The organism is Streptomyces sp. NPDC027962, assembly GCF_055566095.1.
Window position 1 is genome coordinate 225,219 of sequence record NZ_JBVHTA010000008.1, and the last position, 17,349, is coordinate 242,567.

General features: G+C 73.8%; 15 protein-coding genes. 8 read left to right on the forward strand and 7 right to left on the reverse strand.

Features of this window, described 5'->3' with window-relative positions:
• Nucleotides 1–533 precede the first annotated feature (533 nt).
• The 7 genes from ACZ4SA_RS11010 to lgt all read left to right on the forward strand — a co-directional run bounded on the left by ACZ4SA_RS11010 (nt 534) and on the right by lgt (nt 6,729).
• Complete coding sequence (locus tag ACZ4SA_RS11010; protein WP_468272320.1) at nt 534–1,022, forward strand: DUF2752 domain-containing protein; 489 nt, start codon at nt 534–536, stop codon at nt 1,020–1,022.
• Nucleotides 1,023–1,137: 115 nt separating this feature from the next.
• Entirely contained in the window at nt 1,138–1,947 is an 810-nt protein-coding gene (gene trpC, locus ACZ4SA_RS11015) for an indole-3-glycerol phosphate synthase TrpC (protein WP_468272323.1), read from the forward strand.
• Nucleotides 1,948–1,954: 7 nt separating this feature from the next.
• On the forward strand, nt 1,955–2,206 hold the full coding sequence (trpM, locus tag ACZ4SA_RS11020) for a tryptophan biosynthesis modulator TrpM (RefSeq protein ID WP_468272326.1): 252 nt from the start codon (nt 1,955–1,957) through the stop codon (nt 2,204–2,206).
• Nucleotides 2,207–2,580: 374 nt separating this feature from the next.
• Nucleotides 2,581–3,873, forward strand: coding sequence for a tryptophan synthase subunit beta (gene trpB / locus ACZ4SA_RS11025; RefSeq protein ID WP_468272328.1), 1,293 nt, complete (start codon nt 2,581–2,583; stop codon nt 3,871–3,873).
• Nucleotides 3,870–4,685 (forward strand): tryptophan synthase subunit alpha, encoded by an 816-nt coding sequence (gene trpA, locus ACZ4SA_RS11030; RefSeq protein WP_468272330.1) that lies wholly within the window; start codon nt 3,870–3,872, stop codon nt 4,683–4,685. Before trpB ends, trpA begins: the two co-directional genes overlap by 4 nt.
• A gap of 63 nt (nt 4,686–4,748) precedes the next feature.
• Nucleotides 4,749–5,600: a DsbA family protein gene (locus tag ACZ4SA_RS11035; RefSeq protein WP_468272333.1), complete on the forward strand. Its 852-nt coding sequence runs from the start codon at nt 4,749–4,751 to the stop codon at nt 5,598–5,600.
• A 142-nt stretch (nt 5,601–5,742) separates the two neighbouring features.
• Entirely contained in the window at nt 5,743–6,729 is a 987-nt protein-coding gene (lgt, locus tag ACZ4SA_RS11040; RefSeq protein ID WP_468272335.1) for a prolipoprotein diacylglyceryl transferase, read from the forward strand.
• Between the two features lie 302 nt (nt 6,730–7,031).
• On the opposite strand, the gene ACZ4SA_RS11045 is transcribed toward lgt, so the two are convergent.
• The 7 genes from ACZ4SA_RS11045 to ACZ4SA_RS11075 form a co-directional block, all read right to left on the reverse strand.
• Complete coding sequence (locus ACZ4SA_RS11045; RefSeq protein WP_468272337.1) at nt 7,032–7,832, reverse strand: HpcH/HpaI aldolase/citrate lyase family protein; 801 nt, start codon at nt 7,830–7,832, stop codon at nt 7,032–7,034.
• Nucleotides 7,829–9,109 carry a CaiB/BaiF CoA transferase family protein gene (locus ACZ4SA_RS11050; RefSeq protein ID WP_468272339.1) on the reverse strand — a complete coding sequence of 427 codons (1,281 nt, stop codon included), beginning with the start codon at nt 9,107–9,109 and terminating at the stop codon, nt 7,829–7,831. Before ACZ4SA_RS11050 ends, ACZ4SA_RS11045 begins: the two co-directional genes overlap by 4 nt.
• Entirely contained in the window at nt 9,106–9,993 is an 888-nt protein-coding gene (gene rbsK / locus ACZ4SA_RS11055; RefSeq protein WP_468272342.1) for a ribokinase, read from the reverse strand. Before rbsK ends, ACZ4SA_RS11050 begins: the two co-directional genes overlap by 4 nt.
• Nucleotides 9,990–11,630, reverse strand: coding sequence for an ADP-ribosylglycohydrolase family protein (locus ACZ4SA_RS11060; protein WP_468272345.1), 1,641 nt, complete (start codon nt 11,628–11,630; stop codon nt 9,990–9,992). The genes rbsK and ACZ4SA_RS11060 overlap by 4 nt, the downstream gene beginning before the upstream one ends.
• Nucleotides 11,627–12,826 (reverse strand): ADP-ribosylglycohydrolase family protein, encoded by a 1,200-nt coding sequence (locus tag ACZ4SA_RS11065; RefSeq protein ID WP_468272347.1) that lies wholly within the window; start codon nt 12,824–12,826, stop codon nt 11,627–11,629. The genes ACZ4SA_RS11060 and ACZ4SA_RS11065 overlap by 4 nt, the downstream gene beginning before the upstream one ends.
• Before the next feature lie 56 nt (nt 12,827–12,882).
• Nucleotides 12,883–14,130, reverse strand: a complete 1,248-nt coding sequence (locus ACZ4SA_RS11070; RefSeq protein ID WP_468272375.1) for an ADP-ribosylglycohydrolase family protein — start codon at nt 14,128–14,130, stop codon at nt 12,883–12,885.
• Between the two features lie 1,001 nt (nt 14,131–15,131).
• Complete coding sequence (locus tag ACZ4SA_RS11075; protein WP_468272350.1) at nt 15,132–16,157, reverse strand: ADP-ribosylglycohydrolase family protein; 1,026 nt, start codon at nt 16,155–16,157, stop codon at nt 15,132–15,134.
• 263 nt (nt 16,158–16,420) lie between these two features.
• Between ACZ4SA_RS11075 and ACZ4SA_RS11080 the strand changes: the two genes are divergently transcribed.
• Entirely contained in the window at nt 16,421–17,149 is a 729-nt protein-coding gene (locus ACZ4SA_RS11080; protein WP_468272352.1) for a VIT1/CCC1 transporter family protein, read from the forward strand.
• The last annotated feature ends 200 nt before the right edge of the window (nt 17,150–17,349 follow it).

Below are 17,349 nucleotides of genomic sequence, written 5' to 3' on the forward strand. Positions count from 1 at the left end.
GTAACGTATATGGCTCCTCCTCCCTCTCTCCCCTCCCCCCCCCCCCCCCCCCCCCCCCCCCCCCCCCCCCCCCCCCCCCCCCCCCCCCCCCCCCCCCCCCCCCCCCCCCCCCCCCCCCGCTGCCGTCGAACGGGGAGAATCACCGCGTGAACGCCACCCCGCCTCCGCTGCCCTCGACACCCGGTCCCGATGCCGTCCCGTCCGTGCCGGAGGGTGCCGCCGCGCTTTGCGACGACCGTGCTGTGCGGGGGCCTGCTGCTGCGGGGGCGGTACCGGCGGCTCTGCCCGGCCCGACCGGCGGGCCCGCGCCTGCGGATCCCGCAGGGCAGGCGGGAAGGTCGGGGGTTACGGGCCCCCCTGGGGCGCCCGGTCCCGATGCCGTCCCGTCCGTGCCGGAGGGTGCCGCCGCGCTTTGCGACGGCCGTGCTGTGCGGGGGCCTGCTGCTGCGGGGGCGGTACCGGCGGCTCTGCCCGGCCCGACCGGCGGGCCCGCGCCTGCGGATCCCGCGGGGCAGGCGGGGGGCTGGGGGGCAATGGGGCCCGGCCCTGCGGCCCCTGGGCTCACGGCAGCGGCAGCGGCTGCGGCGCGCGGTGGGCCCGGCGGGCGGGCGGCCGTGGCTCGGCCGACGCTCGCGCGGCGGGTCGTCGCGCCGCTCGCCGCCATCAGCGGCGTCGCCGCTGCCTTCGCGTACGTCGGGACCGTCGATCCGAACGAGCCCGGGCACTACCCGGTCTGCCCGCTGCTGCGCTTCACCGGCATCCTCTGCCCCGGCTGCGGCGGACTGCGCAGCGCACACGCGTTCATCCACGGCGACCTGGCCGGCGCCCTCGGAGCCAACGCGGTCGCCGTCGTCGGCTATGGCGTCTTCACCATCGTGTGGGTCATGTGGCTGATTCGCGCAGTACAGGGCAAGCCCCTGCGCATCGGTCTCTCCACGGGATGGTGGTGGGCCGTGGGCGGCCTGTTGCTGATCTTCAGCGTGGTGCGGAACCTGCCGTTCGGCTCCGCCCTGGCACCGTGAAGTCCCAGGTAGTGGGACAGGCGCCCACCGGATGCGGGCCCTCGGCCCTCCTCCGGATACCATCGAGGTGGCTGATCCTGATCCATCAACACCGTCCCGGAAGGGGGCCGCTCGCGTGAGTGTGCTCGACGAGATCATCGAAGGTGTGCGCGCCGACCTGGCAGAGCGGCAGGCGCGTGTCAGCCTCGACGAGCTCAAGGAGCGCGCCGCCAAGGCTCCTGCGGCCAAGGACGGCGTCGCCGCACTGCGCGGCGAGGCCGTCAACGTGATCTGCGAAGTCAAGCGCTCCAGCCCCTCCAAGGGCGCGCTCGCCGCGATCGCCGACCCCGCCGGGCTGGCCGCCGACTATGAGGCGGGCGGCGCGGCCGTCATCTCCGTGCTGACCGAGGAGCGCCGCTTCGGCGGATCGCTCGCCGACCTCGAGGCCGTGCGCGCCAAGGTCGACATTCCTGTGCTGCGCAAGGACTTCATCGTCGCCGCGTACCAGCTGTGGGAGGCGCGCGCCTACGGCGCCGACCTCGTGCTGCTGATCGTCGCCGCGCTCGAGCAGGAGGCTCTGGTCTCCCTGATCGAGCGGGCCGAGTCCATCGGTCTGACCCCGCTGGTCGAGGTGCACGACGAGGAAGAGGCCGAGCGGGCCGTCGACGCCGGCGCGAAGATCATCGGCGTGAACGCGCGTGACCTCAAGACGCTCAAGGTCGACCGCTCCACCTTCGAACGGGTCGCCCCCGAGATCCCGGCGCACATCGTCAAGATCGCCGAGTCCGGCGTGCGCGGCCCGCACGACCTGATCGCCTACGCCAACGCGGGGGCAGACGCCGTGCTCGTCGGCGAGTCCCTGGTCACCGGCCGGGACCCCAAGTCGGCCGTCGCCGACCTGGTCGCCGCCGGCGCGCACCCGGCGCTGCGGCACGGGCGGAGCTGAGCCCGACATGACCGCCGTCCGCCGCCGCACCGGGTTCCCGGGCCCCGTCGCTCCGCTCGCGGGTACGCCCGCGCACGCGGCGGCGTCCGGAGCGCCCCGCGACCCGTACGCACGGCTCGCCCGAGGCTGCCGGCCGCGAGGCTGCCGGGCACCGGCGCGGCGGGTGCACGGGCGGCGCGTGCGGTACGTGATAGGGGACGAGCCGGGGCAGGTCAACGGCATGCGATGGCGCGGCGCGCCTGCGCGCGTCGGCCGCTAGGCCGTTCCCGGCGGGTTTCTTCCCCACCCCCGCCCCTTCCCGCTGTACCGATGCGCGGCTCCGCCGCGTGAGGGCAAGTCCCGGACCCCGTACCGCGCTTCGCGCGGTTTTCTCCATCTCCACCTACGGCCTGGCGGCCGTGGGTGGGGGTACCTCCCACGCCGCCAGGCGCAGGGGGAGTGCCTCGGACGGGCTGAAGTTGCCCGGCAACTTCAGCCTCGCAGGCCTTCGAGGCGGGGGGTCTGGGGGCGGAGCCCCCGGTTCCGGGAAGGGGAGGGGTGGGGAAACGCCCCGCGCCGCGGCAAACGCCCGCACTCCGCTCCCGTACACCCGACACGTCCCGGGGCCCCGCCCCGACAAGGAGCTGCGTCGCCATGTCGAGCGACTACTTCATCCCCGACCCGGAGGGTCAAGTCCCCAACGCCCAGGGCTACTTCGGCGCCTTCGGCGGCAAGTTCATCCCGGAGGCGCTCGTCGCCGCCGTGGACGAGGTCGCCGTCGAGTACGACAAGGCCAAGAGCGACCCGGCCTTCGCCGCCGAGCTGAACCAGCTCATGGTCGACTACACGGGCCGCCCGAGCGCCCTCACCGAGGTCGCCCGGTTCGCCGAGCACGCCGGCGGCGCCCGGGTCTTCCTCAAGCGCGAGGACCTCAACCACACGGGCTCGCACAAGATCAACAATGTTCTGGGCCAGGCGCTGCTCACCAAGCGCATGGGCAAGACCCGGGTCATCGCGGAGACCGGCGCCGGCCAGCACGGCGTGGCGACCGCGACCGCCTGCGCCCTGTTCGGGCTGCACTGCACCATCTACATGGGTGAGATCGACACCCGGCGCCAGGCCCTGAACGTGGCCCGGATGAGGATGCTCGGCGCCGAGGTCGTCGCCGTGAAATCCGGCAGCCGGACCCTCAAGGACGCCATCAACGAGGCGTTCCGCGACTGGGTGGCCAATGTCGACCGCACGCACTACCTCTTCGGCACGGTCGCGGGACCGCACCCCTTCCCCGCCATGGTGCGCGACTTCCACCGCGTGATCGGTGTGGAGGCCAGGCGGCAGATCCTCGAGAGGGCGGGGCGGCTCCCCGACGCGGCCGTCGCCTGCGTCGGCGGCGGATCCAACGCCATCGGTCTGTTCCACGCCTTCATCCCCGACGCCGGTGTGCGCCTGATCGGCTGCGAGCCCGCCGGCCACGGTGTGGAGACGGGGGAGCACGCGGCGACGCTGACCGCGGGCGAGCCCGGCATCCTGCACGGTTCACGTTCCTATGTCCTCCAGGACGAGGAGGGCCAGATCACCGAGCCGTACTCGATCTCGGCCGGGCTCGACTACCCCGGCATCGGCCCCGAGCACGCGTACCTCAAGGACTCCGGCCGCGGCGAGTACCGCGCGGTCACCGACGACGCGGCCATGCAGGCCCTGCGCCTGCTGTCGCGCACCGAGGGCATCATCCCGGCGATCGAGTCGGCACACGCGCTGGCCGGTGCGCTCGAGGTGGGCAGGGAGCTGGGCCCGGACGGCCTGATCCTGGTGAACCTCTCCGGACGCGGTGACAAGGACATGGACACCGCCGCACGGTACTTCGGGCTGTACGAGACCGACGCCCAGGTCGAGGCCGACGCCTCCGCCGACAACGGCGCCGCCGAGATCCAGGGGGACGCGAAGTGAGCGGCAACCTTCACCTGCTGAACGACACGCTCGCGGCGGCGAGGAACGAGAACCGGGCCGCGCTCATCGCGTATCTGCCGGCCGGGTTCCCGACGGTCGATGTGGGCATCGAGGCCGTCAAGGCCGCGTTCGAGGGCGGCGCCGACGTGGTGGAGGTGGGGCTGCCGCACAGCGATCCCGTCCTCGACGGCCCCGTCATCCAGACCGCCGACGACATCGCGCTGCGCGGCGGCGTCAAGATCGCCCATGTGATGCGCACGGTCCGCGAGGCGCATACGGCCACCGGCAAGCCGGTCCTGGTGATGACGTACTGGAACCCGATCGACCGCTACGGCGTCGAGCGCTTCACCGCGGAGCTGGCGGAGGCGGGCGGCGCCGGGTGCATCCTGCCCGACCTGCCGGTCGAGGAGGCCGGCCTGTGGCGGGAGCACGCGGAGAAGCACGGTCTCGCCACCGTCTTCGTCGTCGCGCCCAGCAGCCAGGACGCCCGCCTCGCCAAGATCACGGCGGCCGGGTCGGGCTTCGTCTACGCGGCGTCGCTGATGGGTGTCACCGGCACCCGCGAGTCGGTCGGTGAGCAGGCCCAGGACCTTGTGCACCGCACGCGCGCCACGACCGAGATGCCGGTGTGCGTGGGGCTCGGGGTGTCCAACCCCGAGCAGGCCGCGGAGGTCGCCGCATTCGCCGACGGTGTGATCGTCGGATCGGCGTTCGTCAAGCGGATGCTCGACGCGCCGGACGACGCCGCGGCCGTGACGGCCGTACGGGAACTGACGGGCGAACTGGCCCGGGGCGTGCGCAGGAATCCGTAGCTCGTACGGGTGGATCAGGGACCGGGGAGGCGTGCACACGCCTCCCCGGTTCGTTTGCGGGGTGTGAGCGAGAACCAAGAGCGAAAGCGGGTCGCCCGCGAGCGACTCCAGCAGGAACGGGCGCGGGAGAAGGCACGCGAGAAGCGTCGCCGGACCCTGATCGTGGCGTCGGCCGTCGTGGGTGTGCTCGGGCTGGCCGCCGTGGCCGGCCTGGTGGCCGCGAACAGCGGCAAGGACGACGGCGGCGGCACGGAGGCCGGGCCGCTCCTCGTGCCGAGCGGCGCCCAGGGCGAGGAACAGCTCGCGATCCCGGTCGGCGCGAGCGACGCGCCCTCCACCCTCACGGTGTGGGAGGACTTCCGCTGCCCCGCATGCGCCTCGTTCGAGAACGCTCTGCGGGACACGATCCACGAGCTGGAGCGGACCGGCCAGATCAAGGTCGAGTACCACCTCGCCTCGATCATCGACGGGAACATGGGCGGCAACGGCTCCCGCCGCGCGGCGAACGCTGCCGCGTGCGCGCAGGACGCGGGCAAGTTCGCCGAGTACCACGACGTCCTCTACATGAACCAGCCGCCGGAGACGGACGACGCCTTCGCCGACACCGGCAAGCTGATCGAGCTCGCGGGCAAGGTCGAAGGACTCGACACGCCCGCCTTCCGTAGTTGTGTGAAGGAGGGCAAGCACGAGGGCTGGGTCGACAAGTCGAACGAGGCCTTCCAGAGCGGCGGCTTCAGCGGCACCCCGACCGTGCTGCTCAACGGCGAGTCGATCTTCCCGACGAAGGGCAAGGAGCAGATCTCCGTCCCCAACTTCAAGAAGTGGGTCAAGGAGGCCAACAAGGGCAAGGAGCCGGGCACCGAGCGCCCCGCGCCTCCCGGCGGTGACAAGAGCGCGAGCCCCGCGGCCTCGTGACCGAGGGCGGGCCGCTCGGGGCGACGGCGGCGTGGGCCTCGCCCGGTCCGGTCCGCCCCCGCCTCGTGCCACGGCTCGTTACCCATACGTTGCCGGGTGGGTTGCCGTACGTCCCACCCGGCAAGGTAGCGTCGGTCCTGCCATGGACATCGCCTACATTCCCAGCCCCTCGACCGGAGTGATCCATCTCGGACCGCTCCCGCTGCGCGGCTATGCGTTCTGCATCATCATCGGCGTCTTCGTAGCCGTCTGGTTCGGCAACCGGCGGTGGGTCGCCCGGGGCGGCAAGGCCGGCACGGTGGCCGACATCGCTGTCTGGGCCGTCCCCTTCGGCCTTGTCGGCGGCCGGCTCTACCACGTGATCACCGACTACCAGCTGTACTTCAGCGAGGGTGAGAACTGGGTCGACGCCTTCAAGATCTGGGAAGGCGGCCTCGGTATCTGGGGCGCGATCGCGCTGGGCGCGGTCGGCGCCTGGATCGGCTGCCGCCGACGCGGCATCCCGCTGCCGGCCTGGGCGGACGCCCTCGCACCCGGGCTCGCCTTCGCACAGGCGATCGGCCGCTGGGGCAACTGGTTCAACCAGGAGCTGTACGGCAAGCCGACCGACCTGCCCTGGGCGCTGGAGATCAGCGAGGGTCCGAACCGCGAGGCGGGCCTGTACCACCCGACGTTCCTGTACGAGTCCCTGTGGTGCATCGGCGTCGCGCTGCTGGTCATCTGGGCCGACCGCCGCTTCAAGCTCGGCCACGGCCGGGCGTTCGCGCTCTACGTCGCGTCGTACTGCGTCGGCCGCGGCTGGATCGAGTACATGCGCGTCGACGAGGCGCACCACGTGCTGGGCCTGCGCCTGAACGTCTGGACGTCTATCGCGGTCTTCCTGCTGGCGGTCACCTACATGGTGATCTCGTCGCGGATGCGGCCGGGCCGCGAGGAGATCGTGGAGCCGGCGGCAGTGAAGCCGGTCAAGCGTGACACAGAGGACGACGGGTCCCCGGAGGCAGTGAAGCCGGTCAAGCGTGACACGGAGGAGGACGGGTCCCCGGAGGCGGACGGGGGTGCGGCGCAGTCCGAGCCGGAACCGTCCGACGCGGGCGCGGATGCGGCCGAGTCGCCGGGCAAGGCCTGATCTTTCCCCACCCCACCTCGCCCCTTCCCGCTGTGCCGATGTGCGGCTCCGCCGCGAGGGGCAAGTGCCGGACCCGATGCCGCGCTCCGCGTGGTGTTCTCCATCTCCCCCTGCGGCCTGGCGGCCGTGGGTGGGGGTACCTCCCACGCCGCCAGGCGTTGGTGGAGTGCCCCCGGACGGGCTGAAGCTGCCCGGCGACTTCAGCCCCGCCGGCGCTTGAGGCGCGGGGGTCCGGGGCGTAGCGCCCCGGTTTCGGGTAAGGGCGGGCAGCAGCCACCCCCGCCACCCCGACCCCGCCCCCGTCACAGCTCCTCGCGCCGCGCCAGCGCCAGCGTCCGCTGCGCCGCCGCCACCACCGCCGCGTCGACGAAACGACCGTCCGGCAGCGCCATCGCCCCCGCATCCGCCGCGGCCGCCTTCACGATTTCCTCCGCCGCCTCCACCTCCTCACGCGTCGGCCGGTAGGCGCGCTCGATGACGGGCAGCTGCCGCGGGTGGATGGCCGCGCGGCCGACGAAGCCGAGGGAGCGGCCGTGCGAGCAGGAGGCGAACAGGCCGTCGAGGTCGACGATGTCGGGGAAGACCGACTGCGTCGGTGGCGCGAGACCGGCCGCGCGGGCGGCCATCACCGTACGGGTGCGGGGCCAGTCCAGACCGGCGTCTCCGCGCAGGCCGAGGTCGGCGCGGAGGTCGGCCTCCCCCAGTGCGATGCCGGCGACCGCGTCATGGGCGGTGGCGATCGCGTACGCGTGTTCCACTGCGAGCGCCGATTCGAGGAGCGCGTACAGCGGGATACCCGGTGCGCGGGCGGCGATCTGCTGAATGTCAGTGGCGTATGCGACCTTGGGGATACGCAGTGCAGTGAGGCCCGGGAGGTCGGCGAGGGCCTCGATGTCATGGGGGGAGTTGATGCGGACATGGACAGGGACTGGCTGGGGCGACGAGAGCAGTTCCACCGTGGCGTCCAGGGCGTACGGCTTGCGGCCCTGGGCGACGGCGTCCTCGAGGTCGACGATGACGACGTCGGCCTCGGCGGCGAGGGCCTTGCGGACGACCTCGGGGCGGTCGCCCGGGGCGTAGAGCCAGGTGAGAGGGATGGTCATAGCGCCCCTTGGGTGCGAAGTGCGGTGATGTCGGCGGAGGTCAGGCCCAGTTCGGCCAGGACTTCCTCGGTGTCGGCGCCGTGCGGGCGGCCGGCCCAGCGGATGGCGCCGGGTGTCTCCGACAGCCGGAAGAGGACGTTCTGCATACGCAGCGGCCCGAGTTCCGGGTCCGGGACCTCGGTGATGGTGCCCAGCGCCTGGTACTGGGGGTCGTTGACGACGTCGCGGATGTCGTAGACGGGGGCGATCGCGGCCTCGGCCTTCTCGAAGGCGGCCATCGCGTCGTCGCGGGTCTGGCGTGCGATCCAGCGGCCCACGGCGTCGTCGAGCACGTCGGCGTGCTCGGCACGTCCGCTGCCGCTGGCGAACCAGGGCTCGTCCACGAATTCCGGCCGGCCCACCAGATGCATGACGCGTTCGGCGACGGACTGGGCGGAGGTGGAGACAGCCAGCCAACTGCCGTCCGCCGTGCGGTAGATGTTGCGCGGGGCGTTGTTGAGTGAGCGGTTGCCGGTGCGGGGCTGGACGTAGCCGAGCTGGTCGTACCACAGCGTCTGCGGCCCGAGTACGGCCAGGATCGGCTCGATGATCGCCATGTCGACGACCTGACCGCGGCCGGTGGTGGAACGGGCAGCGAGTGCGGTCATGACGGCGTAGGACGTGGCGAGTGCCGCGATGGAGTCGGCCAGACCGAACGGGGGCAGGGTGGGCGGACCTTCCGGCTCTCCGGTGGTCGCGGCGAATCCGCTCATCGCCTCGGCGAGGGTGCCGAAGCCGGGCCGGTGGGAGTACGGGCCGAACTGTCCGAAGCCGGTGACGCGGGTGAGGACGAGCCGTGGGTTGGCTTCGCTGAGTTCGTCCCAGCCGAGGTTCCATTTCTCGAGGGTGCCGGGACGGAAGTTCTCGACGACTACGTCGGCGGTCGTGGCGAGACGGAGAAGTGTCCCCCGGCCGCCGCGCGTCGACAGGTCGAGGGTGATGTTCCGTTTGTTGCGGCCGAGGACCTTCCACCACAGACCGACCCCGTTCTTGGCGGGGCCGTGGCCCCGGGAGGGGTCGGGGCGGGTGGGGTGCTCGACCTTGATGACCTCGGCGCCGAAGTCGCCGAGCATCGTCGCGCACAGCGGACCGGCGAACAGGGTCGCGAGATCCAGGACACGCAGGCCGTGCAGGGGAAGCGGGGCAGAGTCGGCAGGGGCAGGGGCAGAGTCGGCAGGGGCAGGGGCAGGGGCAGGGGCAGGGGCAGGGGACGGTGTCGGTTCGGGCGCCCGGCTCATGAGGCGCCGTCGATCTCTTGGCGGTACGGCATGGACGACGACGCTCCCGGACGCTGAACGGACAGGGCAGCGGCCGTGCACGCCCAGGTGAGGGCCTGGGGGACCGTCTTCTTCTCACCGAGGGCGACGGCCAGTGCCCCGACGAAGGTGTCACCCGCCGCGGTCGTGTCCACGGCGGTCACGGCAGGGGCGGAGACGGTGAACGGCTCAGTGCCGCGCGCGGCGTGCAGACAGCCGGCGGCGCCGAGAGTGATCACCACCTCCGGGACCTGGCGCAGCAGCGCCTGTGCCGCGGAGCGCGGGTCGGCGATGCCGGTGAGGGTGGCGGCCTCATGCTCGTTGGGGACCAGCAGGTCGGTGGCGGCGAGAAGTTCGGGCGGCAGCGGCTGCGCCGGGGCAGGCGTGAGGACGGTCCGCACCCCGTGCCGGCGGGCGGCCTCGGCACCGTCGAGCACGGCACTCAGGGGGAGTTCGAGCTGGAGAAGCAGGGTGTCGCCGGTGGCGATGAGGGCCTCCTCGCCGGGGGCGAGGGCGGTGACGGTGCCGTTGGCGCCGGGGATCACGACGATGGCGTTGCCGCCCTCGTCGTCGACGACGACATGGGCCGTGCCGGAAGGGCCCTCGGCCGTACGGAGCAGGTCCGTGTCGACGCCGGAGGACTCGAGTGTGTGGCGCAACTGCGCGCCGAACGCGTCCGAGCCGACCGCGCCGATCATCGCGACCTGACCGCCGGCGCGGGCGGCGGCGACCGCCTGGTTGGCGCCCTTGCCGCCGGGGATCGTACGGAACTCACGCCCCGTGACGGTCTCCCCGCGCTTCGGCGCGTGCGCGACGAAGGCGACGAGGTCCATGTTGGTGCTGCCGAGCACCACGATGCCGGTCATGGGCGGAGGGCCTCCTTGAGGGTGAGGTGGGCGAGGGTGTCGAAACCGACGCCGTCGAAACCGGCCACGGACGTCGCGAGCCGGTTCTTGAGCGGCACGGTCCAGCGGTCGGGGAGAGCGTCGGGACGCCCGGTGAGCAGGCCCGCGAGCGACCCGGCCGTCGCACCGTTCGAGTCGGTGTCCAGCCCGCCGGAGACGGCGCGGCAGATGGAGCCGGTGAAGTCGCCGTCGGCGTGGGTGAGGGCGGCGACGAGCAGCGCGGTGTTGGGGATGACATGGACCCAGTGGTAGGCGCCGTAGCGGGAGTGGATGCGGTCGACGGCGTCGGTGAAGTCGGTGTGGTCGCGGGCCGTTTCGACACCGAAGCGCGCGGCGTGCGCCAGGCGGGAGCGGGGCGGGACGACGGCGAGACCGGCGGCGATCGCCTCGTGCACATCTGCGTCACCGCCGGCCGCGGCGGCGATCGCGGCGGCGACGAACATCGCGCCGTAGAGGCCGTTCGCGGTGTGGGTGAGCGCCGCGTCCCGGTAGGCTTGTGCGGCAGCGGCCGCGGGGTCGCCGGGATTGGTCCACCCGTGCATGTCGGCGCGGATGGCGCCGCCGATCCACTCCCGGAACGGGTTGCGGTGGGCGGCGGTGAGCGGAGGCTCGATGCCGGAGAGCAGATTGCGGTACGCAACGCGCTCGGCGGTGAAGGTACGCCCGGCCGGAAGCTCGTCCAGCCACAACCGGGCGACATCCGCGGTGGTGAAACTCCGGCCGTGTCGCTGCAGGAGCAGGAGACCCAGCAGCGGGTAGTTGAGGTCGTCGTCCTCCGGCATGCCGTCGATGTTCTCGGCGAGCGAGGTGGGGGCGCTGCGACGGTTCCAGGGGTGCGCGCGGGCGAGCTCCTCTGGCAGGCCCTTGGCAGTGAACCAGGTGGAGAGCGGCCAGTTGCCGGTGGCGCGTGCGAGGCCTCTGATGGCGTGCAGGGGCAGCTTCTCGACGGGCTTGCCGAGCAGGCACCCCGCTGCCCGCCCGAGCCACGCGGCGTGCAGAGCGGGGCCGAGCGTCCGCCGGGGTCCGGGCCACCGTCCTCGGCCGGGTGCCGGGACGGGGTTCCGCTCCCCCGGCCCATGCCGTGGACCGGCGCTGATGCGCGGCTCCGCCGAGTGGAGGGCTCCGCCACGGTCCACGCCCGCGGCGGCCGGCCGGCCCGGGAGCGCGGCACGGGGCGTGCCTGCCGGTGCGGGGCCGCCCTCTGCGTCGGCTTCCGGCGCGCCTGCCGTTACCGTGCCGCCGCCCCCCGCGTCGGCTTCCGGTGGCGCCGTACTGGCCGCAGCGCCCGTCGTGGGCGAACCGGGCGGCGGCCAGGCCGGGCAGCGGGTTCTGATGGTGGGCAGGGTGGTGGGCTCGTCGGGAGCCAACGGGGACGGCAGGGACGCCAGTTCGGCGAGCAGCTCCTCCGCCAGTGCCCGGAGCGCCGGCCGCGCCGGTTCGGCGGACGCGCCCCCCCGTTCCGGCGCCAGTGCCCCGCCCGCGGACAGCCAGCGGTCGCAAATGTGCGACCCGTCGCGCCCGTCCTCCTCCGCCTGGCGCAGTTCATGACCGATCAGATCCTCCGGCTGGACCCAGGTCAGGCGCAGTGCCTCGCTCATCGTGCCGTCCCCGTCAGGCAGGCGAACGCGCTCTCGTGGGCCCGGCGGCGCTCCGTGTCGCGGGCGTAGATCTCGTGGGTGACCGCGGCCAGTTCGGCCGCGGGGGCGTGCAGGTCGACCCGGCTCGCCTCCGCGACCCGCTCCGCCCATTCCCGCGGTACCGTCGACTCGCCGTGCAGCGCGCCCGCGATCGCCCCGGCCATCGTCGCGGTCGAGTCGCAGTCACGGCCGTAGTTGACCGCGGACAGGACCGTACGGCGGTAGTCGCCGTCGTTGACCAGCAGCATGCCGAGCGCGATGGGCAGTTCCTCGATGGAGTGGAGACGGGAGGGGCGGCGCGCTCCCAGCGAGGGCGTCCGGTAGTCCGGGCCGACGGTGTCGAAGGGCGCGACGGCCGCCCGCAGCGGAACGAGCGCTGACTCGAAGTCCGTGTGCTGGACAGCCGCTTCCGCCACCGATTCGATCGCTGCCTGCGTGCCGTCCTTGGCCAGGGCCGTCGCCGTCTCGACGACCGACGTGGGCGTCGCGTCCGGCAGGCAGGCCGCCGCGACCGCCGCCGCGAACACCCCGGCCGCCTCCCGCCCGTACGACGACTGGTGCGCACCCGCGATGTCGACGGCCTCGGCGTAGGCGGCGGCCGGGTTCGCCGCGTTGACCAGGCCCACCGGTGCCATGTACATCGCCGCACCGCAGTTGACGATGTTGCCCGCGCCCGCCTCACGCGGGTCGTGGTGCCCGTAGTGCAGGCGGGCGACGAGCCACTTCTCGGCGAGGAAGAGCCGCTGCAGTGGAATGGCCTCGGCTTCGAGTTCCGGAATCCAGCGGGGGTTGGTGATGAGGTCGGGAACGAGGTGGTCGGCGACGGCGTACGCGTCCAAGTGGTCGCGGACCGTGGCGTATACGCCGATCAGCGCGTGGGTCATAAGGGTGTCGTCGGTGATGTGCCCGTCGCCCTTGTGATACGGGGCGATGGGCCTGGCGGTGCGCCAGTCCTCCCCGTGCCAGGGGCCGACGATGCCGGTGACGCGGCCGCCGTGCCGCTCCACGATCTGGTCGGGGGTGTAGCCCTCGACGGGGCCGCCGAGCGCGTCGCCGACAGCCGCTCCGACGAGGCTGCCGGTGATGCGGTCGTCGAGGGGGAGGGTGTGTGTCGCCGCTGCTGCGGCCGTCTTCGTCGCCGCCGTAGTCGTCGTCATGCCGGAATTGTCCACCGGGGGCGGTCGCACGCGGCGGACCTCGCGCCGGGTTTCGGCTACCCGGCGGGCGGCAACGCCTCCTGCGACCGCCCGCCGGGCCGGAGCACGGATTCCAGCAGCGCGGCGAGTTCCACGAGATCCGTCCCGGCGAGGCGCGGCAGTGCGCAGCCCGCCAGCGTGCGGCAGGCGTCCCGCCAGCTGGCCGGCACGGACGCGCCCCCGCCGAGCGCCCCGGTCAGCGCACCGGCGAGGGCCGGGGCCGAATCCGCGACACGCGAGAGGCAGACGGCCGCGGGTACGGCCTCAGCGACCCGGCCGCGCGCGGCGGTGGCGACGGCGAGCGCGACGGGCACGGTCTCGGCGGCGGCAATGCCGTAGCTGTAGACGTGGTCGACGATCTGGTGCTCGAGCAGCGGTACGAGTTCGAACGCGCCACTCGCGGCGCGGGCGAGCTCGACCGCGTGGCGGGCGTTGCGGCCGATCTCGGTCTTCTCGGGAAGTTCGGCGAGCGCCGCGTCGACGGCGTCGTCGACGCCCGCGCCGCCGAGTGCCGCGGCCACGGCGGCCGCCATGGCGCGCGCCCCGTGGACCCCGTCGCCGTCCTGCGTGTACCGGGCGTCGAACTCCGCGAGCGCTGCGGCACCGGCCGGGTCGCGCGGATGGACCACGGCGAGGACGACGGCCCGTACACAGGCGGCGTCGTCGAAGTAGTGCGGGTTGTCGTGACCCGTCGCCGGCGGGCGCAGGCCGGTGGCCAGATTGCCGAGCCCGGCACGTACGGAGATACGGGCGCGCAGGGGGAGTACGGCGGACTCGACCTCGGGAGCGCACTCGGCCGCTGCGGCGACCTGGCCGGCGAGGGAGTTCCAGGCCAGGTCGATGGCGGCGCGCATCCGGCGGGAGGGGTCGAGTGTGCTGAACAGCGGCCCGGCTGCGGTGAGCACGGTCCCGGCGGAGAACGCGGCCCATTCGGCGTCGTCGGAGGGTCCGAGCCGCAGCGGCTCGGGCGGCTGGTTGAGGGCGATGGGCACGGGGAGCGTGGTCGTGGCGTTCTGCTCGGCGAACGTGTCGAGCTCACGGGTGAGGCGCCGGGTCCATTCCGGCATCCGGGCGGCGCGATGGCGGGCTGCCGGCCACCCGGCGGCGTCGCCGGCGGCGAGTCCGAGCAGGAGCCCTTCGACGGACCGGCGCCCTTCGCCGTACGCCGTGCTCCGGCGCGTGCCCTCGGCTCCGCCGCGCGCCGTAGACGGGCCGTGGGCCTTGGGGTCCGAGCGTGCGACGGGCGCACTCGGGGCCCGGATCACGCGCCGCTCGGCGGGGGCCGCCGCTGCGACCGGCCCATGCCCGCCGCGAGCGCCACCGTTCGGTCCTACGGGCCCGCCCGAGTCCCCGAAGGCCGGGACTGCCCCGCTGTCGTCCGCGCCTCCGCCGCCGACGCCTGCGCGGGCCGCGTTCGCGAGGCCCGTTCCTTCCTTGTCCGTGGACGACACGACGCCGGAGCGTACGCGGCCCGGGCCGACAACGACTGCACTGCCGACGTCGCCGCCGCCCCCGTCGCCCGTGCATGGACCGCCGATCCGGCCGTCCCCGCTGCCCGTGCCTGCCGCTCCCGGGGCATCGACGCCTCCGCCCCCGCCCCCGGCGCGGGCCGCGCTCGCGACGCCCGTTCCTTCCGGGTCCGTGGACCACGGGTCGCCGCAGCAGGCGCCGCCCGAGCGGGCGACGGCCGCGCCCGCGCGCCTCCCTGGATCACCGCCGATGCCCACTCCGCCCGAGAGGGCATCGCCTACCGCCCCGTCCCCGCTGCCCGTGCCTGCCACCCTCGTGGCATCGGAGCCCCCGTTGCCGTCGCCAGAGCCTGCCGCGCTCGTCGCTGGTTCGCCGGCGCCTCGGCGTCCGCTGCCTGAGTTGGCGCCTCCGGGCCGGCTGCCCGAGCCGCTGCGGCCGTCCCCGCTGCCCGAGCCGATGCCGCCGTCCGCGCTGCCCGAGTCGGCGACTGCTGCACCCGCGGCCGTCCCCGGACAGCCGACGCGCCCGCCCCCCGCCCCCGCACCCCCGCCGGAGGTGGCGTGGCCGACACCCCTGCCCCACACCCCCCTCACGCCCCCCGGGACGGAAACCGGCCGTGCCGTGGGGTGCGCGCCGGCGACCTCCGCGTTCGGTCCGTGGGCAGGCAGGTCCGCGCCCAGGGTGCCGACGGTGTGGTTCGTTTCCGCGCGCGGCGTGGCGTGCAGCGAGCCGTGGTGTGCGGCCGTGGCGTCCGTCGGTTCGCCGGCGGAGGGTGGCGTCCCGTGGGCGGGGCCGGTCATGACGCCAGGTCCAGGTCGTCGTCTGGGGTCAGGAGTTCCGCGATGTCCAGGACGTGATAACCGCGCATCGACGGCAGGCAGCTGCCGCGGACCGGGCCGATGGCCGAGGCCCACTCCTCCGGGATCGCGCCCGATCCGGCCACCGATCCGGCGAGCGCCCCCGCGACCGCCGCGGTGGTGTCCGCGTCGCGGCCCATGTTGACCGCTGTCAGTACCGACGTACGGAAGTCCCCGCGGGCGGCGGCGAAGGCGCCGAACGCGAGGCCGACCGCCTCCGGTGCCAGGTCCGTCCACGGGTAGCCGCCGATGACGACCGCGGAGCGGACGGCCCGTTCCATGGACAGGGTGTCCGGGTGGTTACGCCCCGCGGCGACGACCGCGCGGCGCATGGAGCGTGCGGTCCAGGAGTCCATCGGGACCACGGACAGCGCCGCGCCGATCACCCCCGCCGGGCCCGCGCCGCCCATGGCCGCCGCGACACCGGCCGCGACGGCCTGTCCGCCGTAGATCCCCTCGCCGTCGTGGCTGACGCTGCCGTCGATGGTCACGAGGCGTGCCGCTTCCGCGGGCTGCCCGGCCGCGAAGACGCCGAACGGGGCCGCCCGCATCGCCAGCCCGTCGCTCCACGCGTGCCGGTGCTGGGCGGAGATCGGGGCGGCGAGCCCCCGGCGCAGGTTCTCCAGAGTGCCGCGTTCACTGAAGCCCGCGCCCCGGAAGGGGCCTTCGTCCAGGTCGGCGATCCACTGGTGCCACGCCGACTCGACGTGCGCGACCGTGAGCGCGGAGCCGTGCCGGGCGAGCAGCAGGCCCGAGAAGATGGCGTATTCGGTGTCGTCCGTGCCCGCGGGGTCGTCGCTCACGAAGCCCTCGATGCGGCCCCAGCGGCGGCGGATCTCGGAGGGCCGCATGTTCTCGGCGGGAGCGCCGAGCGCGTCGCCGACCGCGAGGCCGAGGAGCGCTCCGCGGGCCCGGTCGAGCAGCGCCGCGACGGAACCGGAACCGGATGCGGTCGGCACTTCCATGCGGGTCCCCTTCGCGCGCGCGAGCCTTGCTCCCGGATCTGTGCCACGTGCCGCCCCTGCCGAGTCCAAGAAACGTTTCTCTCACCCGCGCGCACCTGTCTCCACCGCCCCCGGCTTGCGCCCCGACCCGATCCAGCGCAGCCCCTTGGCGGCCCAGGTAAGTAAAGCCTGCCTTGCTGGTATGCCCCTTACATCGCGCGTATCTTCGAGGGTGTCGAGGGGAGTGCGGCCGATAGGGCCGCTACTGGAGCAAGGGGAGAGCTGTGTCCATCATCGAAACCGAAGCCGCACTGCACGAGGCGCACCGCGACAATCACACGCACCGCGATGTGAACGGCGGCTGGCTGCGTCCCGCGGTGTTCGGGGCGATGGACGGCCTGGTCTCCAACCTCGCGCTGATGACAGGCGTGGCGGGCGGCGCGGTCTCGCAGCAGACGATCGTCATCACCGGCTTGGCCGGTCTCGCCGCGGGCGCGTTCTCCATGGCCGCGGGGGAGTACACCTCCGTGGCCTCCCAGCGCGAGCTGGTCGAGGCCGAACTGGCCGTGGAGCGCCGCGAGCTGCGCAAGCACCCCGTCGACGAGATGGAGGAGCTGGCGGCGCTGTACGTCGCTCGGGGCGTGGAGCCCCCGCTCGCCCGCGCGGTGGCGATGCAGCTGTCGAAGGATCCGGAGCAGGCGCTGGAGATCCACGCCCGTGAGGAACTGGGCATCGACCCCGACGACCTGCCGTCGCCGCTCGTAGCCGCGGTCTCGTCCTTCGGTGCGTTCGCGCTCGGCGCACTGGTGCCGGTGCTGCCGTATCTGCTTGGTGCGAGCGCGCTGTTGCCCGCCGTGCTGCTCGCCCTGCTCGGGCTGTTCGCCTGCGGTGCCCTGGTGGCGAAGGTCACTGCGCGCAGCTGGTGGTTCAGCGGCGTGCGCCAGCTGGCCCTCGGTGGCGCGGCGGCCGCGCTCACCTACGGCCTGGGCACGCTCATCGGCGCCGTGATCTGACACCGCCGCTCCCCGCGCCGCGTCGACCCGTTCCCCGCGGCCGCCTGTCCTGCCTCGCGCCGCGTCGACCCCGTTCCCGCGGCCGCTCGCCCCCGCGCCCCGGGGGGGGGGGGGGAAGGGGGGGGGGGGGGGGGGGGGGGGGGGGGGGGGAGAGGGGGGGGGGCGAGGGGGGATCGAGGGGGGGGAGGGGGGGGCTTCTT

What these genes read in the sequence shown, in the direction of transcription:
- ACZ4SA_RS11010 (WP_468272320.1), top strand. Translation starts at nt 534, where the DNA reads ATGGGGCCCGGCCCTGCGGCCCCTGGGCTCACGGCAGCGGCAGCGGCT.
- trpM (WP_468272326.1), top strand. Translation starts at nt 1,955, where the DNA reads ATGACCGCCGTCCGCCGCCGCACCGGGTTCCCGGGCCCCGTCGCTCCG.
- trpB (WP_468272328.1), top strand. Translation starts at nt 2,581, where the DNA reads ATGTCGAGCGACTACTTCATCCCCGACCCGGAGGGTCAAGTCCCCAAC.
- lgt (WP_468272335.1), top strand. Translation starts at nt 5,743, where the DNA reads ATGGACATCGCCTACATTCCCAGCCCCTCGACCGGAGTGATCCATCTC.
- ACZ4SA_RS11045 (WP_468272337.1), bottom strand. Translation starts at nt 7,832, where the DNA reads ATGACCATCCCTCTCACCTGGCTCTACGCCCCGGGCGACCGCCCCGAG.
- ACZ4SA_RS11050 (WP_468272339.1), bottom strand. Translation starts at nt 9,109, where the DNA reads ATGAGCCGGGCGCCCGAACCGACACCGTCCCCTGCCCCTGCCCCTGCC.
- rbsK (WP_468272342.1), bottom strand. Translation starts at nt 9,993, where the DNA reads ATGACCGGCATCGTGGTGCTCGGCAGCACCAACATGGACCTCGTCGCC.
- ACZ4SA_RS11060 (WP_468272345.1), bottom strand. Translation starts at nt 11,630, where the DNA reads ATGAGCGAGGCACTGCGCCTGACCTGGGTCCAGCCGGAGGATCTGATC.
- ACZ4SA_RS11065 (WP_468272347.1), bottom strand. Translation starts at nt 12,826, where the DNA reads ATGACGACGACTACGGCGGCGACGAAGACGGCCGCAGCAGCGGCGACA.
- ACZ4SA_RS11075 (WP_468272350.1), bottom strand. Translation starts at nt 16,157, where the DNA reads ATGGAAGTGCCGACCGCATCCGGTTCCGGTTCCGTCGCGGCGCTGCTC.